The sequence below is a fragment of the Microbacterium sp. Z6_144 genome (assembly GCF_057197625.1).
In genome coordinates this window covers 2,174,463-2,198,282 of the sequence record NZ_JBXVPT010000001.1, presented here as the reverse complement: position 1 = coordinate 2,198,282, position 23,820 = coordinate 2,174,463, and the positions used below count along the sequence as shown (strand labels likewise).

Sequence of the window (23,820 nt, the reverse complement as noted above, 5' to 3'; positions counted from 1 at the left end):
CGTAGGGTGGAGACGTGCCCCGGGCACGCCCACCGACGACGAAGCGAGCTGACGTGACGCACTACATCTACCTCGTGCGCCATGGTGAGCATCTGGATGCCGAGCACGGCCTGGCAGACGGTCCGCTGTCGCCGCGAGGGCTTCGCCAGGCGGCCGCCGTCGCCGATCGCCTCTCCGGGGTTCCCCTGGATGCGGTCTGGCATTCACCCCTCCAGCGCGCCGAGCAGACCGCGGTCGCCTTCGCCGAGCGGCTGCCCGCTGTGACCCCGACCCCGTCGGCGCTGCTGTTCGACTGCATCCCCACCGGAATGACCGACGAGACGCCGGCCGCCTACGAACCCTTCTTCGGTGCCGTCACCGAGGCTGAGATCGAGGCGGGGGGCGCCCAGATGGCCGATGCGACGACGGAGTTCCTCGCTCGCCGATCCGGTGACGTGCATGAGCTGCTGATCACGCACAACTTCGTCATCGCCTGGTTCGTGCGGGAGGTGCTGCAGGCACCTCATTGGCGCTGGATGACGCTGAACCAGGCGCACTGCGGGTTGACGGTCATCGCCCAGAAGCCCGGACGCCCCTGGACGCTGCTGGCGCACAACGATCTCGCCCACCTCCCGTTCGAGCTTCGGACCGGACTCCCCGAGCCCAGCCCCGTCTGAGCCCGCCACGCCGTCGAGGGCCCGTACCGCCGAAGCGCCTGCCGCGAAATCCACAACGGCGGAGATCGTCGGTGACACGCCGTCGCCCGGCGTGCACCACCGGCGTGCCGCGCACCATCCCCGCAGTTGTGCGCGGGGAGCTGCGTCGGCGGGGCCCCGACGCCCGGACGCGGAGCGGCGCCGGCGTGGCCACGGGGCGCGGGCCGGTACGCACGGGGCACGTAGGCTTTCGCGATGGCCACGACCGACAACCCCGCGGAACTCTCCGATCACGATCCCGCCTGGATCGGGAGGGCGGGAGACCGCCTGGCCGCGATCCGCGGCGTACTGGCGGGACTGGACGGTGCGGATGAGGCGGACTACGACCACATCGGTTCCACCGCGGTGCCGGGGCTCGTGGCCAAGCCCTTCCTGGATCTGCAGCTTCGCATCCTGCCCCTGCCGTCCGAGGACGCTCTCGGCGAGCGGCTGAACCGCATCGGCTTCGTCCGCGCGAGGGGGTCCCGGCCGGACTCGCCCGGCGTCGATCGCGACATCCCCCGCGGCGACGAGGCGGTGACCGAGGACGTGTGGGAGAAGCGACTCTTCGTCGGTGACGACGGATCGACGATTCTGCACATCCGCCGGACCGACTCCCCGTGGGGCCGGTACACCGTCTGGTTCCGCGACTGGCTGCGCGCCGACGGCGCCGCGCGGGAGCGGTACGCGCAGGTCAAGCGCGCGCTGTCCGCCGAGAACGCCGGTAAAGCCGACTACGACGACTACACGCGCGCGAAGACGGCGTTCTTCGACGAGGTCCAGGATGCCTTCGTGCGGTGGGCGAGGCCGGTGGACCAGTCATCCTCGGGCGCCGGTGCGTCAGACCAGCACCTTCCGTAACCACACGGTCGCGTTGGCATTGTCGTTATACGGCTCGATCGGCACGTAGCCGGACCGCGCGTACAGGCTGCCGGCGGCATCCAGGGTGTGATGCGTGTCCAGCACCATGTCGGTGCCGCCTGACTCGATCGCGCGCCGTTCGAGGTCTTCCAGCAGCATCCGCCCCCAGCCTCGGCCGCGGCCCGCATCGCACACGTAGAGGTGCTTGACCTCGAAGCGGGTGCCGAGCGGACCGTCGGCGAGCCGCCGGATGCCCGCGCAGCCGACGGGCTCCTCGCCGTCGTAGAGAACGAGGAAGACGCCGTCGGGTTCCCGGAACGACTCGGGGGAGGGGAACGTGACGCGGTACTGGCCCCCGGGGAAGATCGAGGCGCGCAGTGCGAAGTACTCCTCCAGCAGCGCGTGGGCATCGGGAGAGTCGACGCCCACCGGACGGATCGTAACCATGCTCCGAGGGTAGGACACCTAGGCTGGGGGCATGACGACGCGCGTGGCCATCGTGGGCGGGACCGGCAAGCTCGGCCGAGTCATCCGGGCGGTCGTCGATGACGAGCCCGGCTTCGAGGTGACGGCCGTCCTCACGTCCACGTCGGCTCTGGGTGAGATGGATGGCGCCGACCTCGTCGTGGATGCGTCCTCGCCGGCGATCTCGATCGACGTGGTGCGCGCGGCGGTGGAACGGGGGATCAACGTGCTCGTGGGCACCTCGGGGTGGTCGAACGAGCGCATCGCTCTCATCCGTCCCCTCGTGGAGGCCGCAGGCACCGGCGCCCTGTTCATCCCGAACTTCTCGCTGGGGTCGGTGGTGGGAAGCGTCCTGGCCGCGGTCGCTGCCCCGCTGTTCCCCTCGATCGAGATCATCGAGGCCCACCGGGAGACCAAGGTCGATTCCCCCAGCGGCACGGCGGTGCGCACCGCGGAGATGATCGGAGCCGCGCGGGCCGAGGTGGGGCCCGTCGAATCGCCCCACGTCGATCAGCGCGCCCGCGGGCAGCAGGTCGCCAGCGTGCCCGTCCACTCCCTCCGCCGGCCGGGTGTAATCGCGCGGCAGGAGGTCGTCCTGTCCGGGCCCGGCGAATCGCTCACGATCGTCCACGACACCGTCGACCCGGCCCTCGCCTACGCGCCCGGTATCCGGATCGCCCTGGCCGCGGCGCGAGAGGCGCGCGGCGTCACCGTGGGTCTTGACAGCTTCATCGACCTCGGCGTGCGCACGAAAGCGCCCCGCGAGGGCGCTCCGGTGGCCGAGGATGCGGTGCCCGGCCAGGTCGCCCGCTCGACGAACGTATGACCGCCCGCATCGGCGTCGCCCTGATGGCGGCGGTCCTGCTGCTGTACATCGTCCTCGTCGGTCAGCGCGCGTGGCTCCTGCTGGCCAGCGGTGACGCGGTCGGCGTCGCCCTGGGTGTCGCGCTCATCGTGCTTCCCCTGCTGGCGGCGTGGGCGCTGGGCCGCGAGCTGTGGTTCGGCTGGCGGGCCGACCGGCTGGGGCGCCGCCTCGAGCGCGACGGGGATCTCCCCGAAGACACCGTCGCGGTGCGCCCGAGCGGTCGCGTGGTGCGAGAGGACGGCGATGCGGTCTTCCCGCACTACCGCGCCGGAGTGGAGCAGAACCCCGACGACTGGCGTTCCTGGTATCGGCTCGGACTGGCCTACGACGCCGCATCCGATCGGCGTCGCGCCCGTGAGGCCATCCGCCGCGCCATCCGCCTCGAGGGGACCGAACGCCGGCGCACCGGCTGATGCCCGCGGTGCGGGGGGATCACGCCGCGCGCGGCACCACGGCGTCGATGACCGACTCCACGGTCGGGTGCCGGAACGTGAACCCCGTCCGCTCGAGCACCTCGGGGACGACGTGCGCGTCGGAGGTGAGGATCGCCTCCGTCGCGTCCCGGCCGAGCACCAGACGCACGGCCCAGGCGGGCGCCCGCAGAAGGTAGGGGCGATTCATCCGCAGGGCGAGCGCGAAGCCGAGGTCGTTCGCCGTGGCGCGCGCGGGTCCGGTGAGGTTCACGGGACCGGTGATCTTCTCGTCCAGGACACGGCGGATGCCGCGCACCTCGTCCTCGAGCGAGATCCAGGGCCAGACCTGCGTTCCCCGTCCGATCGGACCTGACAGCCCGAGCCGGGTGAGCAGCAGGAGCGGCTTGAGCACCCCGTCGGGGTGCACGAGAGGGGCCGTCCGCAGGAGCGTGACGCGTGCGTGGGGGCCGGCCGCGCGGGCAGCCCCCTCCCACTCGCCGCACAGGTCGGCGAGGAACCCGTCCCCCCGCAGCGACTGCTCGGTCAGCCGCTCGCCCGGCGCCGAGCCGTAGTACCCCACCGCCGACGCGCTGAGGAAGGCCGGGGCATCCGCGCCCAGCGCCCTGATCGCGGTGGCGAGGGTGCGGGTGGGGGTGATGCGCGACCACAGGAGCGTGCTCTTGTACGCCGGCGTCCAGGGGAACCGGCCTATCGTGGCACCGTTGAGCCCGATGACTGCGTCCGCGCCGGCAAGCACGTCGGGGTTCAGGGGCTCGGGCCCGGTGAGCCATTCGACCTCACCGGGTGCCGACGCCGGGCGACGCACGAGGGTGGTGACCTCCACGCCGTCGGACCGCAGGCTGTCGACGAGGGCGCTTCCGATGAGCCCGGAAGCGCCCGCGACGACGATGCGGGTGTCAGGCAAGCGTTGCCTCGAGGGTGATCTCGATGCCCGCGAGGGCCTGCGAGACGGGGCAGTTGGCCTTCGCGTCTGCGGCGATGCGCTCGAAGGTCTCGGCGTCGATGCCCGGGACCACGGCGTTGACGTTCAGGTGGCTCCCGGTGATTCCGGTGCCCGGCTTGAACGTCACGGATGCGGTGGCATCGACCGACACGGGGGGCGTGCCGTTCTCGGCCAGGGCGTTCGAGAGCGCCATGCTGAAGCACGCCGAGTGGGCCGCGGCGAGCAGTTCCTCCGGCGTCGTGACGGATGCGGAGCCCTCGCTGCGCGCCTTCCAGTTGACGTCGAACGTCCCCGTACCGGAAGTGGCGAGGGACACCTGTCCGGAGCCCTCGAAGAGGCTCCCTTTCCAGGCGGTGCTGGCTTCGCTCGTGACGGTCATGGAATACCTCCAGGGTCGACGGTGGCGCCGCGTCGGCGGCGTCGGTGCGAGCCTAATCGGCTCCCGCAGGCGACGGGATGTCTCGACAGCGACGGGTGCGCGTGGTAGCCGCGAGCGTGCTCAGGCAGCGGCCGGGCGGCTACGACCGAGGATGCCCGCGCGCTGCAGAAGCAGGTACAGCTGGCAGCCCAGGCACAGCCCGAAGGCGGCGTTGAGGAACGCGGCCACGAACGCCATCGCGGCGGCGATCGGCAGCGCCCACGGCACGCCGGCCAGATGCAGCACGAGGCCCACGCCCGTCACGAAGAGGCCCACCCCCTGCGCGAAGCGCGGCGGACGCGGGTCTTCGAGGTCGCTCGGCGGGCGCAGCCGTGGTTGGACGGCCCGCCGGTACAGCACGCCCCACGGCGCGGTGCGGGGCGACACGACGCCCCACAGGAACAGCAGCGCGATCACGAGAACGAGCAGGAAGCCCGGGTCGAGGATGCGTGCCGAGAGAGGGGCAACGGCCACGGACCATGCCCCGCTGACGAAAGCGAAGTCTCCCGTGAGCTGCTCCGGCGCCCGGGCGGTGGAGATGCCCGTCAGCGCCGGAACGAGCGCGACGGCGAGCAGGACAGCGGTGATCGCGGCGCCGAAACGCGGCCCGCGCGGATCGATCCGGCGTGATTCGGCATCAGGCACGGGCGGCCTCCGTGGTCAGGCGGGCGAGTTCGAGTTCGAGCATGTCGCGGCCGGGAACGCCGCCGATCCGCGACTGCACGGCGCCGTGGCGGTCGAGGATGAGCGTCGTCGGGGTCTGCAGGACGTGGAAGTGCTTGGCGATGTCGGGGCGGTGCGTGAGGTCCACATCGAGGTGGCGCACCCCGTCGTGGCCCGCCGCGACCGACGACAGCATGCGGTGCACCCCCGGGCAGCGGGAGCACATGTCGGTGCTGAACTGCAGCAGCGTCGCGCTCTCCCCGAGTCCGTCGGCGCCCAGACGCTCGGGCTGGACGATCTCGTGGGGGATGTGCCGGCGGACCCGCCCCGCGCGGTGGCGGAGCGCGAGCCCGCCCACGACGGTCGCGGCCAGAAGGACCGAGAGCGCGAGGGTGGCATCGAGGATCGTCATCAGGACCCAGGCTAGCGCCGGGGGGCTCGGGGTGGGGCCGCCATTTTCGATATGACGCGGCGGGCGTAACGATCGGCGGTCGGCCGCTCGCAGTAGGGTGGCACGGTGACCGACCCCGACATCCGCCCCGAGATCGAATTCCGCAGTGACGTCACCGTCGAACTGGTGCGAGCCAGCGCGTCGGACGCCGATGTGCTCTTCGCCGCCCGCGTGTCCACGCAGGGGGAGCAGACCCTCGAGGCTGCGCAGTCCGGCACCGAGGCCTCCGGTCGCGACCGGGGCCTCATCAACTACCTCATGCGCGACCGGCACGGCTCGCCCTTCGAACACAACTCGATGACCTTCTACGTGCAGGCGCCGATCTTCGTCTTCCGCGAGTTCATGCGCCACCGCATCGCCTCGTACAACGAGGAATCCGGCCGCTACCGCGAGCTGCGACCGGTCTTCTACGTTCCCGCTCCCGAGCGCAATCTCGTTCAGGTCGGCAAGCCCGGCGCCTACGAGTTCCTCCCCGGCACCCCCGAGCAGCACGCGATCGTCGACACCGCGACGAAGGATGCCGCGGAATTCGCCTTCTCGGCGTACCAGCGGATGCTGGCCGCCGGCGTCGCCCGCGAGGTCGCGCGCATCGTGCTGCCGCTGAACATCTACTCGTCGATGTACGTGACGATGAACGCGCGCTCGCTGATGAACTTCCTGTCGCTGCGCACGAAAGTCGAGGGCACTCACTTCCCGTCCTTCCCGCAGCGGGAGATCGAGATGTGTGCAGAGAAGATGGAAACCCTGTGGACCGAGCTCATGCCGCTCACCCACTCCGCGTTCAACGCGAACGGCCGCGTGGCTCCCTGAGTGACGCCGGCGGCATGACGCGCTTCCTCCGATTGGGTCTTTAGTCTCTGGTCATTCGTTCCCGCCGCGGCGAGAGTGAGCAGCGGCGAGGCCCTCGCCCGGAGGGAGTGGACATGGCCGATTCATGCTCACTCCGCGCCCGAACCGTGACGGTGCTGAAGGTGGTGTGAGCCGTGCGCGTCCACCTGGACGGCGTCGGCAAGGACGAACGCGCTCATGCACTCCCGCCCATGACGGTGGAGTTCGAAACCGGGCGGACGACGTTCGGGCTGGCCGAGACGGAGCAGCGACCCACGGTCCTGGGACTGCTGGCGGCGGGCCGGATGCGACCGGACACCGGCGCGGTGCTCCTCGACGGCCGACCCGATGCGCGTGCGTTGCGCCGGATGGTGGCCCTCGTCGACGCCCCGGACGTCTCGGCGCCCGAACCCAACGTGGCCGTCGCGGCTGTCGTTGCGGAGGAGCTGATGTTCGCCGGTCAGCGTTCGGGGCCGGTCGCGGCGCGACGCTGGCTGCGCGAACAGGGGATGAGCGACGCCGCCCGCCGTCCGGTCAGCAACCTCGAACCGGTACGGCGTCTGCGCATACTGTGTGAGCTGGCGGTGCTGCGCAAGAACGTCAGCGGACTGGTGCTGGTGTCACCCGATCGCCACGGTGCAGATCCTCGCGACTGGTGGTCGCTCGTGGCCGAGTTGGCCGCCCGCCGGTTCGCCGTGCTCGTGATCGCCGGGGAGGCCTCGCGCCTCGTCCTGGGTGCGCGCATCGGCGTGCCCGACGACCCGGCGCCGCGGGCGATCGCGGCGGGCCAGACCGGTGCGTCATGAAGATCTCCCATATGGTGGCCGCCGAGTTGCGGCGGTTGGTGTCGAGACCGATGTCGGCCCTCGCCCTCGTCGCACTGCTGTGTGTGCCCATCCTCTACGGGGGCTTTTATCTGTGGGCGAACCAGGATCCGTACCAGCGGCTCGGGAGCATTCCCGCCGGAATCGTCGTCCTGGACGCGGGCGCTCAGATCCAGGGCGAGCAGCGCAATCTCGGCGACGAGATCTCCGAGGAACTGCGCAAGAGCAAGACGTTTCAGTGGAGCGTCGTCGGCGAGCGCGCCGGGGAGACTGGCCTTCGGGACGGCAGATACGAGTTTCTCATCGTCGTGCCCCGCGATTTCTCGGAGGCCGTCGCCTCGATCACAGGATCCGCGCCTGAGCGCGCGGCGATCGAACTGCGCACGAACGACGCCAACAATTACTTGGCCTCCTCGATCGGCACGCAGGCCGTCCAGCGGGTGCAGAACGTCATCGCCCGGAAGGTGATCGATGAGGCGGCGTTGGCTGTGCTGGGCGGCCTCGCCGAGATCCGCGCCAAACTGCTGGAGGCCGCGTCCGGAGCCGGGCAACTCTCTGAGGGACTGTCGACGGCCGGGGCCGGCGCCGAGCAGCTGCGCTCAGGATCGCAGCAACTCCTCGATGGGACCGCGCAGTTGCGCGAGGGAAGCGAGAGCCTGGCGGTGGGAGCGCAGGAGGTCGCCGCCGGCGTGCGAGAACTGGACGGCGTCGCCGACGACGCGGGCGCGCTGGCCGCGCGGGCCACTGCCGACCTTCCGCAGGTGCAGGCCGATCTCGTCCAGGTCCTGACCGACGCGGGTCTCCCTCCGGATCAGATCGACCAGGCCCTCGCCCGTCTCCAGCCGGTGGGTGACCGGCTCCGCAGCCTGAACGACCGCGTGCAGGGTGCGGTGTCGCGAATCGACCGCCTCTCGGCCGGGGCGGGGGAGGTCGCTGCCGGGGCGTCGAGCCTGGCCGGGGGACTGGGGTCAGCGGAATCGGGGGCGACCGAGCTGCGCGGCGGCATCGACCAGCTGGCCGCCGGAATCACCGAGTTGTCGGCCGGTGCGGGCGAGCTCACCACCGGGCTGCAGGACGGCGCCGGACAGGTGCCCGACGCCGATGAGGCGACGCGCGAAAAGCAGAGCGCCACGTTGGCCGAGCCGGTCCGCATCGAGACCACATCGCTCGCCACCGCGCAGAATTACGGCGCGGGGCTGGCGCCGTTCTTCGCCGCGCTGGCGGCGTGGATCGGGATCTACGCGCTGTTCCTCATCGTCAAGCCGGTCTCGCGTCGGGCGGTGAGCGCCATGGAGGTGCCGGTGCGCGTGACGATCGCCGGATGGGCCACCCCGGCCCTGCTCGGAGCGGTGCAGATGGTCGGGCTATTCGCCGTGCTTGCGCTGGCCCTGCAGTTCAGATTCGCCAACCCGGCGGCGGTGCTGGGCTTGCTCGTGTTCGCCTCGGCTTCGTACACCTGGATCATCCTCGCCCTGAACATCTGGTTGGGAGCGGTGGGTCAGTTCCTCGGGCTCGTCCTCATGGTCCTCCAGCTGGTGACGGCGGGGGGCACCTTCCCCTGGCAAACCCTGCCTGCGCCGTTGGCGGCGCTGCACCACGTGCTGCCGATGGGGTTCGTCGTGGACGCGCTGCGTCAGGTCATGTACGGCGGCGACCTCTCCCGCGTCTGGACCGACATAGGGGTGGTCCTGTGCTGGGCGTTGGTGGCGGCCATCGTGGCCACGGCGGGCGTCACGCGGATGACCCGCTTCTTCACCCTGGGCGACCTCCAACCCAGCATCATCCAGTAGCGGTTCGGCCCATCGATGGCCGAGAAGGACGGGGGATGGATGCGCGGCTTTTACCCCCTCGCAGCTCCCTCGCCACACCCACCGGCTGTTGCGAGCCAGCCGGGCATCGCCGTGGTATGCCGGCCCCCCTCAGCGTCGTCGTGCCCGGGGTGGCGGCCGCCTTCGCGGGCGTGCTGTCGTCGGTGTGGCGTTCGGAAGCCGGGCGCACCCAGCATGCCTCCGCTGAGGATCGAGAGCCACGGCGCCTCCAGCACCGACGAATCACCCTGCCCGCTGCTCTCAAGCGGTCCGCGTCGTGAACCGGGGCTCGTCACGCGGGCGTGCGCAGCGGGTAACCCTGGGGCGCCTTCGTGACGACCACGACGGGCTCGCTGGCTCTGGGTTTTCTAATCCGGCGTCCGGCTCGACTTGTTCGTACCCCGCGCGGATCCCGTCGTCGGGGGGCGCGCCGCCGAGGCGGTGGGTCCTGACTCCGAGTTGCCTTGGGCGTCATCCTCGTCGTGGGTGCCGTGCTTGGTCTTGTCGGCTTCGCTGCGGCGGTCCCATCCAGGTCGGCGGAGGGCGTAGAAGACGAGCGGCGGAGCGCCGAGCACCACGATGACCACACCCACGATCCACGGGTACACCGCGGGTGGGAACGCCGTGAATCCATCAGGGGGGATGAAGGCGAGCAGGAACGCGGCGAGGCACCCGACGAATCCGACACCGGCCACGAGGTTCATCGCCGGTACGCGGTAGGTGCGCTTCACGTCAGGTTCCTTGCGGCGCAGGACGATCGCGGCGGCGAACATCAGCATGTACATGATGAGGTAGATCGCCGCGGCCATGTCGACGAGAGCGACGAACGCGGCGCTGACGTTGGGCACGACGACGAAGATCGCCGCCAGGATCGTCACGATGGTGCCCTGCAGCATGAGGATGCCGGACTGGACCCCCGCCTTATTGCGCTTTTGCAGGGCCGGCGGGAGCAGCCCGGTCTCGGCCGCTGCGAGCAGACCCTTCGACGGACCGGCGATCCACGTGATGACAGATGCGAGCGCGCCGGCCGCGATGAGCGCGGAGACCACCGCGGTTCCCCATCCGAGATCCCACTTGTCGAAGTAGGCCTGGAAGGCGAGCATGATGCCGTTGGTGAGCCCCAGCTCCTTCTCCGGCACGGCGATCGAGATGGCGATCGTCGGCAGGATGAACACCAGAAGGATCAGGATCGAGGCCAGCAGCACCGACCGCGGGTACCCCTTGCCGGGATCCTTCATCTGGTTGACGTGGACGGCGTTCACCTCCATGCCCGCGTACGCCAGCACGTTGGAGACGATCAGCACGATGGAGGCGATGCCGGTGAACGGCGGGATGATCGCCGAGGCGTCCAGCGGCACCTCGCTCTTCTGGCCGGTGCCGAGCCAGATGAAGCCGAACACGATGAGCAGCACGGCCGGCAGGAGCGTGCCGAGGATGCCGCCCCACGAGCCGAGCTTGGCGAAGAGGTTGCCGCCGCGCAGCGTGATGAGCGTCGACCCCCAGTACAGCACCAGGATCACGATCGCGGTGAACAGCCCAGAGTTCGCCAGCGACGGGTCGACGAACACGAACGCCAGCGCCGCGGCGATGAACGCGATCTGCGTCGGGTACCAGACGACATTCTGGATCCACTGGAGCCAGACCGCCGTGAACCCCCAGCGGTTGCCGAAGGCCTCGCGAACCCAGACGTAGACACCGCCTTTCCACCCTGTGGCCAGCTCGGCGGCCACGAGCGCGGTCGGGATGAGGAAGAGGACGGCGGGGATGATGTAGAGGGTGACGCTCCCGAGCCCGTACACGGCCATCGCGGGGAGTGAACGCAGGCTCGCCACGACCACGAGCGTCAGCAGTGCGAGCTGGCCGACTCCCAGGAAGCTCGTGACGACTTTGCGGGACGTGAGCGGATGATTGGACGCGGCCTTCGCGGCAGCATCCGCTGTCTGATTCGATGCGTTGGTCGACATCTCCGCCGCCTAGTGGTGGAAACCGGAGTGTTGAGCTTCGACGGGCATGGGCGATTCGAGTGCATCGAGGTAGGCGGTCTCGGTCTCGATGCTCTCGAGCAGTTCGGCGGCCAAGTCCATGCTCAGACCATTGCGGACCACGATGCGCTGCACCGTCAGATCGCTCAGGTCATCGGGCATGGGATACGCCGGCACGAGCCAGCCCTTCATCCGCAGTCGATCCTGCAGATGGTAGAGATTCCAGTTCTTGGTGTGCCCGTCTTTCAGGTACCACGCGAAGACGGGGATGTCGCTGCCGTCGTTCCACAACTCGAAGGCGCCGATCTTGGCGATACCTTTGGCGAGGTACTTCGCGACGTCCTGCGACGCTTGCTGCACGGCGCGGTACCCCTCGAAGCCGAGGCGGAGGAACATGTAGTACTGCAGCAGCACCTGTGCGCCGGGGCGGGAGAAGTTCAGGGCGAACGTCGGCATCTGCCCGCCGAGGTAACTCACCTGGAACACCAGGTCCTCGGGCAGCCACTGCGTGTTGCGCCAGACCACCCAGCCCAGGCCCGGGTACACCAACCCGTACTTGTGGCCCGAGGTGCTGATCGAGTGCACGCGTTCGAGGCGGAAGTCCCAGACGAGGTCGGGCTGGAGGAACGGCGCGATCATCGCCCCGGATGCCCCGTCCACGTGGATCGGGATGTCGAGGCCGGTGGTGGCCTCGATGTCATCCAGCGCCTTGGCGATCTCGGCGACCGGCTCGTACATGCCGGTGTAGGTGACCCCCATGATCGCCACGACGCCGATCGTGTTCTCGTCCACGTACTTCTCGAGCCCGTACCCGTCGAGGGTCTTGTGGTCCATGCTGATCGGCACGAACCGGGGTTCGACGTCGAAGTAGTTGCAGAACTTCTCCCAGCACACCTGCACCGCGGATGACATCACCAGGTTCGGCTTGGACGTGTCCTTCCCGGCGACGCGGCGAGACTGCTGCCAGCGCCGCTTGAAGGCGAGGCCGCCGAGCATGCAGGCCTCCGACGAACCGATCGTCGACGTGCCGATGCTCTGGGAGGCGTCGGGCGCGTTCCAGAGGTTCGCCAGCATGTGCCAGCAGTTGTCCTCGATAGCCGCGGTCTGCGGGTATTCGTCCTTGTCGATCATGTTCTTGTCGAACGACGCCTCGTACACCTGCTTGGCGTCTTCGTCCATCCAGGTCCCCACGAAGGTGGCGAGGTTGAGGCGGGAGTTGCCGTCGAGCATCGTCTCGTCGTCGACGATCTGCTTTGCGGTGTCGGGGAGGGACTCCTCCTGGGGGATGACGTGGCGGGCGGCGATGGTCGCCTCACCGGGCCGCGCGAACCTCGGAGTCAGATCACCGCTGGCCTGGAATGCGTTCATGACATCTCCTGTCTAGCTCCCGAGCGGCCACAAGTAGGTGGTCGTCACAGGTGCGACGGCCGACGAGGAGTCCGCGGCCGTGCACCCGTGGCGAGCGTACGTCGGGGGCACGCGGCCGGACCAGGGTCGTTCGTCCCCCCGGACGGATGGCCCGTCGGAGCGGCGGCGCGCGTGGAGAATGCGGCGCAGAGCGGCGGAACCAGCGGCGGGTCGCGCCGAGCAGCAGCGATTGTTGTGGGTCGTTCGCCCCTGGCGATGCGGTCTGGGCCGGACGTACCGAGGCCTCCAACGTGAGACGAACGAGCACCCATCGGAGACGGTCCCATGTGCGCAGGCGCGAGGGACGCCACCCGCGACCACTACTCGGTCGAAACCTCGACCTGGAGTTCTCGTACAACGAGACGGTGACCGAAGGGATCGGGTGACGGTCGGCCGCTGCCCGGTCACGCGCGGTCAGCCTCGAGGTCGACGAGCCATCCGGCCGTCGATCGCAGACGGCGCTCCGGGGACGGGTCCGGCAGAGGGTCCCTGGTGGGTATGACGGCTCCGCCCTCTGGTTCGGCCAGACGCACCCCCTCGACCGGATGAAGGGTCGCGCTGTCCGGAACGGGTTCGCAGACGACCACGTACCGCGACGGGCGCGTACCGATGAAGATCCCGTCGCCGACCTGTCGCCGAGCTTCCGGCCACTCCTCGCCCGGTCGTGGAGCGACGGCATCCGGGGGCGCGCCGTGCCCCGGACGGCGCAGCTCGCGGCGTTCCACGTATCCGATCGCGACCGCGTGCACGGCCGTGACGACCCCGCGCACCCGGTCGGGGAACTCCTTCTCGTGGTGCGACTCGACCGCGTCGACGGTTGCGGCGAGGTCGGATCCGAGGAGCTCGTGAAGCCACGCATCGCCCGTGCGGGAGGCGATGCCGAAGTCGACGGCGTCGCCCACGCGGAAGGGCTCCCCGCAGCATCCCCATTCCCATCCGGTCAGCCACACGCGCGTCATGGCGCCAGGCTAACGGCGGTCCTAGGCTGGCCGTGATGGCACGCACGGCACTGATCACGGGAGCCAGCTCCGGCCTGGGCGCCGAGTACGCGCGACAGCTGGCCGCGCGGGGGATGGATCTCGTGCTGGTCGCCCGCGACCGCAACGCGCTGGAGGCACTCGCCACCTCCGTCCGCGACGCGCACGGGGTTTCGGCCCGGGTGCTGGTCGCCGACCTTCTCGACGCCGAGCAGCGCGACACGGTGGTCGCGCGCCTGTCCGATGGGCAGCATCCGATCGACCTGCTCGTGAACAACGCCGGCTACGGCCTGCCGCTGGCGTTCGAGCGGAACCCGATTGAGGACGAGGTGAGGCATCTTCAGTTGCACGTCGAGGTGCCGATGCGGCTCATGCACGCGGCGCTGCCCGGCATGCTCGCGCGGGGGAGCGGCAAGATCCTCAACGTCGCGTCCGTCGCGGGGCTGATCCCGCGGGGCACCTACGGCGCCGTGAAGCGGTGGCTCGTCAGCTTCAGCCGGTGGGCGAACGTGCAGTACCGCGACCGGGGTGTCACCGTGACGGCCATCTGCCCCGGCTTCGTGCACACCAACTTCCACGAGCGGCTCGGACTGCCGCCGGGCGAGGAGGGGATCGCGGCCTGGATGTGGCTGGACGCGCCGGACGTCGTCCGCGAGTCGCTCCGAGACCTCGGCCGGGGCAGGTCGGTCTCCATCCCGTCCCGCAGATACAAGGCGCTCGTCACCGCCTCCCGTCTCCTGCCCGACGCCGTGGTGGTCAAGGCCGCCGGTCGCGGCCGCTGACGCGGCCTCCCCCTCCGAACCTCCCGATACCTGTGCGCTGGCGGAGGAGATGTCGCTTGGGGAGGGGGTGAGTGCCGGATTCGGCCCTCCCGAGTGCACTTCTCCTCCCGACGTGCACGCCCACCCCCGCGCCGGCGCCCGCTGCGCCCGCCCGCCCCGCCCGCCAGCCTCGGGCGACAGAACCCCCTGCGAACGCCTGGGCGCCAGGATGCGGCGGCGACGCCGCGCCGACCGATACCCTGAGAACATGACGCATTCGGGCAATCCCTTCGGGCAGGTGCTCGTCGCGCTCGTCACCCCGATGACGGCCGACGGCGAGGTCGACTGGCCCGCCGTCGAGAAGCACATGGACGACGTGATCGTGGCGGGCGCCGACGGCATCGTCGTGACCGGCACCACCGGTGAGACCAGCACCCTGACCGACCCCGAGAAGCTCCGTCTGGTCGAGGTGGGCAAGGACGTCGCCGCCGGCCGCGCGAAGATCATCACCGGCGGCGGATCGAACGAGACCGCGCACGCCATCGAGCTGTACAAGGCCAGCGAGAAGGCCGGCGCCGACGGCATCATGATCGTCACGCCGTACTACAACAAGCCCACTCAGGCGGGCATCCTCACGCACTTCCGGCTCGTCGCCGACGCGACCGACCTGCCGGTGATCCTCTACGACATCCCCGGCCGCACGGGCGTTCCCATCCGCTACGAGACGATCCTCCGGATCGCGAAGCACCCGAACGTGCTGGCCATCAAGGATGCCAAGGGCGACTTCAGCGAGGTCAGCCGGGTGCTGAACCAGACCGATCTCATGTACTTCTCCGGCGACGACGCGAACGTCCTCCCGCACCTGTCGATCGGTGCCGTCGGACTCATCGGAGTGACCGCCAACGTCGCGGCAGCCCCCTACCGCGCGATCGTGGATGCGGTGAACCGCGGCGATCTCGCAGCGGCCACCGCCGAGCACAAGCGGCTGGAACCGCTCGTGCGCGCGGTCATGACGCACGTGCCGGGTACCGTCGCGGCGAAGTACATCCTTCATGGCCTGGGACGCATCACCAGTCCCCGGGTCCGGCTTCCCCTCGTCGGCCCCGAAGAGTGGGAGGCCGCGGTCATCGAGGACGAACTCGCTCTCGTCCGCGACGTCCCCGGCGCCGACTTCTCGAACTTCCGTCCCGATCGCAACGCGGCCGCCGGTGGCGCGCTGCCGAAGGTGCACGGCACCACACGATGACAACGGGCTCGCGTTGAGCGAGCCCCACGAAGGGATGCTTCGCCGTCCCGAGGAGGCTACAGATGCCCACGACCGTCTATGAACCGCCCGCGCTGGCCCCCCAGACGCTCCGAGTGACGCCCCTGGGCGGACTCGGCGAGGTCGGCCGCAACATGACCGTGTTCGAGTACGAGGGCAAGCTCCTCGTCGTCGACTGCGGTGTGCTGTTCCCCGAGGAGCACCAGCCCGGCGTCGACCTGATCCTGCCCGACTTCGAGCCGATCAAGAACCGGCTCGACGACATCGTGGGCGTCGTGCTCACCCACGGGCACGAAGACCACATCGGGGCGGTGCCCTACCTCCTCCGGCTCAAGAGCGACATCCCGCTCCTGGGGTCGGGGCTGACCCTCGCCCTCGTCGAGGCGAAGCTGAAAGAGCACCGGATCAAGCCGTACACGCTCACCGTCGCCGAGGGGCAGCGCGAGCGCCTCGGACCGTTCGATCTCGAGTTCGTCGCCGTCAACCACTCCATCCCCGATGCGCTGGCCGTCGCCATCCGCACGCCCGCCGGGATGGCATTGGCCACCGGCGACTTCAAGATGGACCAGCTGCCGCTGGACGGCCGCATCACCGACCTCCGCGCCTTCGCGCGCCTGGGCGAGGAGGGCGTCGACCTGTTCCTCGTCGACTCCACCAACGCCGACGTGCCCGGCTTCACGCCGACCGAGCGCAGCATCGGCCCGGTGCTCGAGCAGGTCATCGGCCAGGCGCCGCGCCGCGTGATCGTCGCGAGCTTCTCCAGCCACGTGCACCGCGTGCAGCAGGTTCTGGATGCCGCAGCCGCGCACGGACGGCGGGTCGCGCTGCTCGGCCGCAGCATGGTGCGCAATATGACGATCGCCGAAGAGCTCGGCTACCTGCATGTTCCCGCCGGCGTCCTCATCGACTACAAGAAGGCGCGCGACCTCCCCGAGAACCGCATCGTCTACATGTCGACCGGATCCCAGGGTGAGCCGATGGCGGTGCTCTCGCGCATGGCCAACAACGACCATGAGATCGAGCCCGGACCCGGCGACACGGTCATCCTCGCCTCGAGCCTCATTCCCGGCAACGAGAATGCGGTGTACCGCGTCATCGACGGGTTGACCAAGCTCGGCGCCACCGTCGTGCACAAGGGCAACGCGAAGGTGCACGTGTCCGGTCACGCCGCCGCGGGCGAGCTGATCTACTGCTACAACATCATCAAGCCGGCCAACGTCCTGCCCGTGCACGGCGAATACCGCCACCTGATGGCCAACGCCCGCCTCGCCCAGGACACCGGCATCCCGGCCGAGCGCACGATCCTCGGAGAGAACGGCACCGTCGTGGATCTGCGCAACGGTCTCGCGGAGGTCGTCGGCCAGCTCGACCTCGGGTTCGTCTACGTCGACGGCTCCTCCGTGGGAGAGATCACCGAGGCCGATCTGAAGGACCGCCGCATCCTGGGTGAAGAGGGCTTCATCTCCGTCATCGTCGTGATCGACTCGGCGACGGGGAAGATCATCAGCGGGCCGGAGATCCACGCCCGCGGCATCGCCGAGGACGCGGGCGTCTTCGAGAGCGTGAAGCCGAAGATCGCCGCTGCGCTGGCCGAGGCCGCGCAGTCCGGTACCCGCGACAGTCATGCGATGTCGCAGGTCGTCCGTCGCACGATCGGTCGCTGGGTGAACCAGACGCTGCGCCGGCGTCCGATGATCGTTCCCCTGGTGATCGAGGCGTAACCATGCCCGCCCCCCGTGTCCGCGCGGCCCGTCAGTCGGATGGGACCTTCCTCGCGGACATGGTGGTGGAGGCCGCCAATTGGCGGCCGGGGGCGGCGCGGCCGCGCCACGAGGTGCTCGCCGGCACGGACTATCAGCGCTACCTCGCCGGGTGGATGCGGCCGGGAGACGCCGGCGTCGTGGCCGAGTCGCCCGCCGGCGAGCCGGTGGGGGCGGCCTGGTACCGGATGTTGCCGCGGAGCGAGCCCGGATTCGCCTACGTGGGCACCGGGGTTCCCGAGCTCATCATCGGCGTGCGCCCCATCTGGCGCTCCCACGGGGTCGGCCGCCTGCTCCTGCAGGGCCTCTGCGAGCATGCGCGCGCTGAGGGGTTCGCTCGGATCAGTCTCAGTGTCGAGCGCGGCAACTTCGCCTCGACGCTGTACCGCTCGGAGGGATTCGCGATCACCCGTGCGGGCATCGGCCGCGACACGATGGTGAAGCGCCTCCGCTGAGCCGTCCGGGCGGCCCCGTCCACACGGTGTCCCGCCCCGGCGGGGCACGATGGTGAAGCGGCTCCGCTGAGCCGTCCGGGCGGCCCCGTCCAGCCCCTCAGGTCCCCGGTTGGTCGAGCGGCTCCGCTGAGACTCCCGCGTCAATCCGGCCAAACGTCGGCTCGGCGGCCTACCGTGGGAGTATGCCCCGCACCACCACGACGACCGGCGCCCGCGCGTCCGCAAAGGGTGGCGCGCGCAAACCGGCCCCCGCCCCCAAGCGCTACGTCGGAGAACCGGAGAAGCCGCCGGTCATCGTCCGCGCCTGGCTGGGCCTGGCCCACGCGGTGGGCGGAGCCTTCCGCGCGTTCGGGCCCGAGACCCTCGAGAAGGATCAGCGCCGCGACGGCTTCCCGTTGCTGCTGGTCCTGCTGGCCGCCGCCGGTGCCGTGGTGGAGTGGTTCCTCATCGGCACCGAGGTCGCCGCGATCATCAGCGCGTACAGCGTCGGAGGCCTGATCGGGCGCGAGGCGTTCGTGTTCCCCGTGCTGCTGCTCCTGCTGGCGGGATGGCTCTTCCGTCATCCGTCCTCCGTGCACGACAACGGCCGCATCGGCATCGGTTTCGCGCTCTTCCTGATCACCGTGGCCGGCTTCTGCCATGTCCTGGGCGGCCGCCCGCAGCCCAGCGCCGGCCTGCCTGTCCTCAGCACGGCGGGAGGGCTCTTCGGATGGATGGTGGGCGAGCCGCTGGCGTTGCTCCTCACTCCCGTCGGCGCATCCGTGGTGCTCGCACTCGTCGCGGTGCTGAGCATCCTGATCCTCACCAAGACGCCACCCAACCGCATCGGTCGCCGCCTCGGCGACCTGTACGACTGGCTGTTCGGCGCCGACCCCGACGAACGCGCCCAGCGCGCCGAGATGCGCGCCGAGACGAAGCAGCTGGATGCGGCGTCCCCCGACGAGGGCGAAGACGCCGACCCGTCCCTGCCATGGTGGCGCCGCAATCGCTCAGGGCGGGAGCAGGACGCCGACGGCGGCCTCGGCTCGCAGGATCTCACCGAGCTGCTCACGCCGGGCGTGCCCGAGGGCGGATTCGAACAGGTCTTCCCCACACCGACCCCGCCGCCTCCGCCGCTGCCTCCGACCCCCGACGCACTCACCGAGGTTCTCGACCACCGGGCCCTCGCGGGGGCGATCCCCGGAGACACGACGCTGCGCGACGACGCTCCCGCCCACACCGCCGAAGAGCTGCCGAGCATCTCCGGACTCGGCGGCGACAATCAGGGTCTCCCGCCTGCCGCGAACTACCGGCTGCCCTCCGTGGCGCACCTCTCGGCCGGCACGCCGCACAAGGAACGCTCGGCGGCCAACGACGCCGTGGTCGCGGCCATCGAGAGCGTCCTGTCGCAGTTCAACGTCGACGCACGCGTCACCGGGTTCTCCCGGGGGCCCACCGTGACGCAGTACGAGATCTCGCTCGGACCGGGCGTGAAGGTCGAGCGCATCACGGCGCTGACCAACAACATCGCCTACGCCGTCGCCTCCAATGAGGTGCGCATCCTCGCCCCCATCCCCGGCAAGAGCGCGATCGGCGTGGAGATCCCCAACACCGACCGTGAGATCGTGACCCTCGGAGACGTCCTGCGCTCGCAGAACGCGGCCGCCTCGACGCATCCCATGACCATCGGGGTGGGCAAGGACGTCGGTGGGGGCTACGTCGTGGCCAACCTCGCGAAGATGCCCCACCTGCTGGTGGCCGGCTCCACCGGTTCGGGTAAGTCGAGCTTCGTCAACTCCATGATCACGAGCCTGCTGATGCGCGCCAAGCCGTCCGAGGTGCGCATGGTGCTCGTCGACCCCAAGCGCGTCGAGCTCACCGCGTACGCCGGCGTGCCGCACCTGATCACGCCCATCATCACGAACCCGAAGAAGGCCGCCGAGGCCCTGCAGTGGGTCGTGAAAGAGATGGACATGCGGTACGACGACCTCGCGTCGTTCGGGTTCCGCCACATCGACGACTTCAACAAGGCCGTCGTCGCCGGCGAACTGAAGCTGCCGGCCGGGAGCGAACGGGTGCTCAAGCCCTACCCGTATCTGCTCGTGGTCGTCGACGAGCTCGCCGACCTCATGATGGTGGCCCCGCGCGATGTCGAGGATTCGATCGTGCGCATCACCCAGCTGGCCCGCGCGAGCGGCATCCACCTGGTGCTCGCCACCCAGCGGCCCTCGGTCGACGTGGTCACCGGACTCATCAAGGCCAACGTGCCGTCCCGCCTGGCGTTCGCCGTGACCAGCGTCACCGACTCCCGCGTCATCCTCGACCAGCCGGGTGCTGATCGTCTCATCGGACAGGGCGACGCCCTCTTCCTCCCCATGGGCACGTCGAAGTCGCTGCGTGTGCAGGGCGCGTGGGTGAGCGAGTCGGAGATCGAGAAGGTCGTCGCGCACGTCACGCAGCAGGCCCGCCCGGAGTACCGCTCCGATGTGGCGGCGACGGCCGAGAAGAAGGAGATCGACGCCGACATCGGCGACGATCTGGAGTTGTTGCTGGCGGCGGCCGAACTGGTCGTGTCGACGCAGTTCGGTTCGACCTCGATGCTGCAGCGGAAGCTCCGCGTCGGCTTCGCGAAGGCGGGGCGCCTCATGGATCTGCTCGAGTCGCGAGAGATCGTGGGGGCGTCCGAGGGCTCCAAGGCCCGTGATGTGCTGGTCACGGCCGAGCAACTGCCCTCGGTGCTGGCACGCCTTCGCGGGGATGACGCACCCCAGGCCGTCGCGTCCGACGGGTACGGCCCCGACCCGGTCGAGGCGCAGTTCGCCGGCCTCCCCGTCGTCGACGCGGACGACGACGACGGCGACGCCTGGCAGCTCACGGGCCGCGACTGATGGCTGTTCCCCGGCAGCTGCCGAACGTCATCACGGTCGTCCGCATCCTCTGCGCGCCCGTCTTCCTGTGGATGCTGCTGGCCGACGATGGCGCCGACGGTGCGCTGCGGTGGTGGGCGGCGGTGCTGTTCATCGTCGCGATCGCCTCAGACGGCATCGACGGGTACCTCGCGCGCCGCTATGAGATCGTCACCGATCTCGGGAAGCTCCTCGACCCGATCGCGGACAAGGTGCTCACCGGCGCCGCGTTCGTCGGCCTGTCGATCCTCGGCGAGCTGCCGTGGTGGGTCACGATCGTCGTGCTGGTGCGCGAGATCGGCATCACCGTGTACCGCTTCGTCGTGGTGAGCGACCACGTCCTCGCCGCGGCGTGGATGGGCAAACTCAAGACCGTCGCGCAGGCCGTGGCGCTCTCTCTCGCGCTCCTTCCCCTGGCCGCCCTCGTCGACCAGCCCGTCTGGGACGCCACGGTGTGGTGGGCCAATGTCCTCACGATGACCGTCGCCGTCGCCCTCACGATCGCCAGCGGCATCGACTATCTCGTCAGCGAGCTCCGCGCCGCCCGGTCGCGGAGGGCCGCGTCGTGATGGACGACCTCCCCGCGGAGCTCGAGGAGACCCTCGTCAGCAACCCCCGTGAGAGCGCCGCCGGCCTCGTCGCGCGTCTCGCCGAACTGGGGTGGACCGTCGCCGTGGCGGAATCCCTCACGGGCGGGCTCGTGGTCTCGTCGCTGGTCGCCGTGCCGGGGGCCTCGCGCGTCGTGCGCGGGGGAGTGGTGGCCTACGCCACCGACCTCAAGCGCAGCGTCCTCGGCGTGGATGCCTCCCTCCTGGAGGCGCACGGGGCGGTTCATCCCCGGGTGGCCCGCCAGATGGCTCGCGGCGTGCGCGACGTGCTCGGGCAGGACGGTGCTGCAGCGGAAGTGGGAATCGCCACGACGGGGATCGCCGGACCGGAGTCTCCCGACGGGCAGCCCGTCGGAACGGTCCACATCGCGGTGTCGACGCCCCTGGGCACCCGCGTGGACTCGCTGGTGCTCGGAGGAGACCGGAACGCCATCCGCGTGGAGGCGGCGCGCATCGCTGTCCGCCGGGCTCTCCTGGCCCTGTGAGCGCCGGTGCCGCACACGGGAATAGCGGCTGTTTCTGCCCCGTTACATTCGGCGATTCCCATCCATTCCCCAGCGCGAGGGATTAGATTGCCATCATGGGGTGTTGTACCGTTGTGCACCCGGCAGAATGCGGAGTCAACGTGAGGAGGGGCTTGAAATGATCCTGGTACGACAAGAGATCGGCGAAGTCCTGCGTGAGCTCCGTCAGCAGAAGGGCCGCACCCTTCGGCAGGTCGCCGGCCGCGCGAGCGTCGCCCTGGGCTACCTGAGCGAAGTGGAGCGCGGTCAGAAGGAGGCCTCGAGCGAGATCCTCGCCTCGGTGGCCGAAGCACTCGACGTGCCGATCTCCACCATCATGCGTGAGGTCGGTGACCGCATCTCGGTCCTCGAGGGCGTGCACAGCTTCCCCGACGTGGTTCCCGACGACCTGGTCGCCTCGGTCGAGCCCGAGCTTTCGCTGCGCTGAGACGTGCGCCGGTCGGAATTCGACCGCGCGGTATCGGATGAGTTCGGTGCGCGCGGATCCTCGCTGGTGACGGATCTCGTGCTGTCCGCCGTGGGCGGCCGCACGGCCGCCGCCGCGCTGGAGGCGGGGGTCGCGCCGCGCGACGTGTGGCTGGCGCTGTGCGAGGAGACGGATGTCCCGCCCTCGCGCCGGTACGGCGCCGGGCGGCTGGAACCCCGCCGGCGCTGACGCGCGTTCGCGGCGTGTCATCGAAGTTCTGTTCGACTGGCGCGTAGGCTCCTGCACAGCAGGTGTCGAGGTTTCGTTGTCCACGCCACGACGGGGATCCTCCGCGATGTCGGAGGCCCCGCCTAGCGTGAACAACGTCGAACGACACCACACGCCTTGTCGCAGCATCCCGTCCGCCGGATGGAAGCGCGACAGCCTACAGGCGACGGACACGCGCAGCAGAAGGAGCAGGCCATGCCATCACCCGCCGACCGCGAGAAGGCCCTGGAATCGGCCCTCGCACAGATCGACCGGCAGTTCGGGAAAGGCTCGGTCATGCGGCTGGGCAGCGACGAGCGCGCGCCCGTCGCGGTCATCCCGACCGGATCGATCGCCCTGGATGTGGCCCTCGGCGTGGGTGGCCTCCCGCGTGGCCGCATCATCGAGATCTACGGTCCGGAGTCCTCGGGTAAGACGACCCTGACCCTTCACGCGATCGCGAACGTCCAGCGTCAGGGCGGAATCGCCGCCTTCATCGACGCCGAGCACGCGCTCGACCCGGAGTACGCCAAGAAGCTCGGCGTCGACATCGATTCGCTGCTGGTGTCGCAGCCCGACACCGGCGAGCAGGCGCTGGAGATCGCCGACATGCTGATCCGCTCCGGCGCGATCGACCTGGTCGTGATCGACTCCGTTGCCGCGCTCGTGCCGCGCGCGGAGATCGAGGGCGAGATGGGCGACACCCACGTCGGTCTCCAGGCCCGTCTGATGTCGCAGGCGCTCCGCAAGCTCACCGGTGGGCTGAACACCACCAACACGACGATGATCTTCATCAACCAGCTGCGCGAGAAGATCGGCGTGTTCTTCGGTTCGCCCGAGACCACCGCGGGTGGAAAGGCGCTGAAGTTCTACGCCTCCGTGCGGCTGGACATCCGCCGCATCGAAACGCTGAAGGACGGGGCCGACGCGGTCGGAAACCGCACGCGCGTCAAGGTCGTGAAGAACAAGATGGCTCCGCCGTTCAAGCAGGCCGAGTTCGACATCCTGTACGGCACGGGTATCTCCCGCGAGGGCAGCCTGATCGACTTCGGTGTCGAGCACACCATCGTCAAGAAGTCCGGCGCCTGGTACACCTATGACGGGGAACAGCTCGGCCAGGGCAAGGAGAACGCGCGCAACTTCCTCCTCAAGAACCCTGACATCGCCGCGGACATCGAGACCAAGATCAAGGACAAGCTCGGTATCGGTGCGCCGCGCGCGACCTCGGTCGAGGACGAGCTCGCCGCTCGCCGTCCGGCCTGATGTCGACGTCGCTCGACAACCGTGTTT

General features: G+C 69.8%; 25 protein-coding genes and 1 pseudogene. 18 read left to right on the top strand and 8 right to left on the bottom strand.

Annotation, left to right across the window (positions count from 1 at the left end):
* The first annotated feature begins 53 nt into the window (after positions 1–53).
* Positions 54–656 carry a histidine phosphatase family protein gene (locus tag AC2DGY_RS10770; RefSeq protein WP_484509684.1) on the top strand — a complete coding sequence of 201 codons (603 nt, stop codon included), beginning with the start codon at positions 54–56 and terminating at the stop codon, positions 654–656.
* Positions 657–890: 234 nt separating this feature from the next.
* The gene (locus AC2DGY_RS10765; protein ID WP_484509683.1) at positions 891–1,535 is read left to right on the top strand and encodes a GrpB family protein; all 645 of its coding nucleotides are present in this window, start codon (positions 891–893) and stop codon (positions 1,533–1,535) included.
* Here the strand turns inward: AC2DGY_RS10765 and AC2DGY_RS10760 are convergent.
* Positions 1,515–1,982 carry a GNAT family N-acetyltransferase gene (locus AC2DGY_RS10760; protein WP_484509682.1) on the bottom strand — a complete coding sequence of 156 codons (468 nt, stop codon included), beginning with the start codon at positions 1,980–1,982 and terminating at the stop codon, positions 1,515–1,517. The genes AC2DGY_RS10765 and AC2DGY_RS10760 overlap by 21 nt on opposite strands.
* A gap of 31 nt (positions 1,983–2,013) precedes the next feature.
* Between AC2DGY_RS10760 and dapB the strand changes: the two genes are divergently transcribed.
* Both dapB and AC2DGY_RS10750 read left to right on the top strand, forming a co-directional pair.
* A complete protein-coding gene (gene dapB, locus AC2DGY_RS10755; RefSeq protein WP_484509681.1) occupies positions 2,014–2,826 on the top strand; it encodes a 4-hydroxy-tetrahydrodipicolinate reductase in 813 nt (270 codons plus the stop codon).
* Entirely contained in the window at positions 2,823–3,278 is a 456-nt protein-coding gene (locus AC2DGY_RS10750) for a hypothetical protein (protein WP_484509680.1), read from the top strand. Before dapB ends, AC2DGY_RS10750 begins: the two co-directional genes overlap by 4 nt.
* 19 nt (positions 3,279–3,297) lie before the next feature.
* Here AC2DGY_RS10750 and AC2DGY_RS10745 read toward each other — a convergent pair whose 3' ends face one another.
* The 4 genes from AC2DGY_RS10745 to AC2DGY_RS10730 form a co-directional block, all read right to left on the bottom strand.
* Positions 3,298–4,203 (bottom strand): TIGR01777 family oxidoreductase, encoded by a 906-nt coding sequence (locus tag AC2DGY_RS10745; RefSeq protein ID WP_484509679.1) that lies wholly within the window; start codon positions 4,201–4,203, stop codon positions 3,298–3,300.
* Positions 4,196–4,621, bottom strand: a complete 426-nt coding sequence (locus AC2DGY_RS10740; RefSeq protein WP_484509678.1) for an OsmC family peroxiredoxin — start codon at positions 4,619–4,621, stop codon at positions 4,196–4,198. The genes AC2DGY_RS10745 and AC2DGY_RS10740 overlap by 8 nt, the downstream gene beginning before the upstream one ends.
* Positions 4,622–4,741: 120 nt before the next feature.
* Positions 4,742–5,305 carry a DUF4395 domain-containing protein gene (locus tag AC2DGY_RS10735; protein WP_484509677.1) on the bottom strand — a complete coding sequence of 188 codons (564 nt, stop codon included), beginning with the start codon at positions 5,303–5,305 and terminating at the stop codon, positions 4,742–4,744.
* A complete protein-coding gene (locus AC2DGY_RS10730; protein ID WP_484509676.1) occupies positions 5,298–5,735 on the bottom strand; it encodes a thioredoxin family protein in 438 nt (145 codons plus the stop codon). The genes AC2DGY_RS10735 and AC2DGY_RS10730 overlap by 8 nt, the downstream gene beginning before the upstream one ends.
* A 105-nt stretch (positions 5,736–5,840) precedes the next feature.
* Here AC2DGY_RS10730 and thyX point away from each other — a divergent pair, with 105 nt between their 5' ends.
* From thyX to AC2DGY_RS10710, 4 genes and pseudogenes are all read left to right on the top strand, one after another.
* On the top strand, positions 5,841–6,584 hold the full coding sequence (gene thyX, locus AC2DGY_RS10725; protein WP_484509675.1) for an FAD-dependent thymidylate synthase: 744 nt from the start codon (positions 5,841–5,843) through the stop codon (positions 6,582–6,584).
* Positions 6,585–6,814: 230 nt separating this feature from the next.
* Positions 6,815–7,408 carry a hypothetical protein gene (locus AC2DGY_RS10720; protein ID WP_484509674.1) on the top strand — a complete coding sequence of 198 codons (594 nt, stop codon included), beginning with the start codon at positions 6,815–6,817 and terminating at the stop codon, positions 7,406–7,408.
* Positions 7,405–8,481, top strand: a pseudogene (locus AC2DGY_RS10715) (YhgE/Pip domain-containing protein); the annotation flags it as partial. The gene AC2DGY_RS10720 and the pseudogene AC2DGY_RS10715, both read left to right, overlap by 4 nt.
* 96 nt (positions 8,482–8,577) lie before the next feature.
* Positions 8,578–9,216, top strand: a complete 639-nt coding sequence (locus AC2DGY_RS10710; RefSeq protein ID WP_484510005.1) for a YhgE/Pip family protein — start codon at positions 8,578–8,580, stop codon at positions 9,214–9,216.
* A gap of 386 nt (positions 9,217–9,602) precedes the next feature.
* On the opposite strand, the gene gadC is transcribed toward AC2DGY_RS10710, so the two are convergent.
* The 3 genes from gadC to AC2DGY_RS10695 all read right to left on the bottom strand — a co-directional run bounded on the left by gadC (position 9,603) and on the right by AC2DGY_RS10695 (position 13,582).
* Positions 9,603–11,198, bottom strand: a complete 1,596-nt coding sequence (gadC, locus tag AC2DGY_RS10705; RefSeq protein ID WP_484509673.1) for a glutamate/gamma-aminobutyrate antiporter GadC — start codon at positions 11,196–11,198, stop codon at positions 9,603–9,605.
* Between the two features lie 9 nt (positions 11,199–11,207).
* Positions 11,208–12,584 (bottom strand): glutamate decarboxylase, encoded by a 1,377-nt coding sequence (gene gad / locus AC2DGY_RS10700; protein ID WP_484509672.1) that lies wholly within the window; start codon positions 12,582–12,584, stop codon positions 11,208–11,210.
* A gap of 443 nt (positions 12,585–13,027) precedes the next feature.
* Entirely contained in the window at positions 13,028–13,582 is a 555-nt protein-coding gene (locus AC2DGY_RS10695) for a DUF6578 domain-containing protein (protein WP_484509671.1), read from the bottom strand.
* Positions 13,583–13,617: 35 nt separating this feature from the next.
* Between AC2DGY_RS10695 and AC2DGY_RS10690 the strand changes: the two genes are divergently transcribed.
* From AC2DGY_RS10690 to recA, 10 genes are all read left to right on the top strand, one after another.
* Complete coding sequence (locus AC2DGY_RS10690) at positions 13,618–14,382, top strand: SDR family NAD(P)-dependent oxidoreductase (protein ID WP_484509670.1); 765 nt, start codon at positions 13,618–13,620, stop codon at positions 14,380–14,382.
* Between the two features lie 247 nt (positions 14,383–14,629).
* Positions 14,630–15,607, top strand: a complete 978-nt coding sequence (gene dapA / locus AC2DGY_RS10685; protein ID WP_484509669.1) for a 4-hydroxy-tetrahydrodipicolinate synthase — start codon at positions 14,630–14,632, stop codon at positions 15,605–15,607.
* A gap of 62 nt (positions 15,608–15,669) precedes the next feature.
* Positions 15,670–17,346: a ribonuclease J gene (locus AC2DGY_RS10680; protein WP_484509668.1), complete on the top strand. Its 1,677-nt coding sequence runs from the start codon at positions 15,670–15,672 to the stop codon at positions 17,344–17,346.
* 2 nt (positions 17,347–17,348) lie between these two features.
* The gene (locus AC2DGY_RS10675) at positions 17,349–17,840 is read left to right on the top strand and encodes a GNAT family N-acetyltransferase (RefSeq protein ID WP_484509667.1); all 492 of its coding nucleotides are present in this window, start codon (positions 17,349–17,351) and stop codon (positions 17,838–17,840) included.
* A 182-nt stretch (positions 17,841–18,022) separates the two neighbouring features.
* The gene (locus AC2DGY_RS10670) at positions 18,023–20,707 is read left to right on the top strand and encodes an FtsK/SpoIIIE family DNA translocase (protein WP_484509666.1); all 2,685 of its coding nucleotides are present in this window, start codon (positions 18,023–18,025) and stop codon (positions 20,705–20,707) included.
* Positions 20,707–21,294 (top strand): CDP-diacylglycerol--glycerol-3-phosphate 3-phosphatidyltransferase, encoded by a 588-nt coding sequence (gene pgsA, locus AC2DGY_RS10665; protein ID WP_484509665.1) that lies wholly within the window; start codon positions 20,707–20,709, stop codon positions 21,292–21,294. Before AC2DGY_RS10670 ends, pgsA begins: the two co-directional genes overlap by 1 nt.
* Entirely contained in the window at positions 21,294–21,818 is a 525-nt protein-coding gene (locus AC2DGY_RS10660) for a CinA family protein (protein ID WP_484510004.1), read from the top strand. The genes pgsA and AC2DGY_RS10660 overlap by 1 nt, the downstream gene beginning before the upstream one ends.
* A 157-nt stretch (positions 21,819–21,975) precedes the next feature.
* Positions 21,976–22,284 (top strand): helix-turn-helix domain-containing protein, encoded by a 309-nt coding sequence (locus AC2DGY_RS10655; protein ID WP_484509664.1) that lies wholly within the window; start codon positions 21,976–21,978, stop codon positions 22,282–22,284.
* Positions 22,285–22,287: 3 nt separating this feature from the next.
* Entirely contained in the window at positions 22,288–22,512 is a 225-nt protein-coding gene (locus AC2DGY_RS10650; protein WP_484509663.1) for a DUF3046 domain-containing protein, read from the top strand.
* A 234-nt stretch (positions 22,513–22,746) separates the two neighbouring features.
* Positions 22,747–23,793: a recombinase RecA gene (gene recA, locus AC2DGY_RS10645; protein ID WP_484509662.1), complete on the top strand. Its 1,047-nt coding sequence runs from the start codon at positions 22,747–22,749 to the stop codon at positions 23,791–23,793.
* Positions 23,794–23,820: the final 27 nt, after the last annotated feature.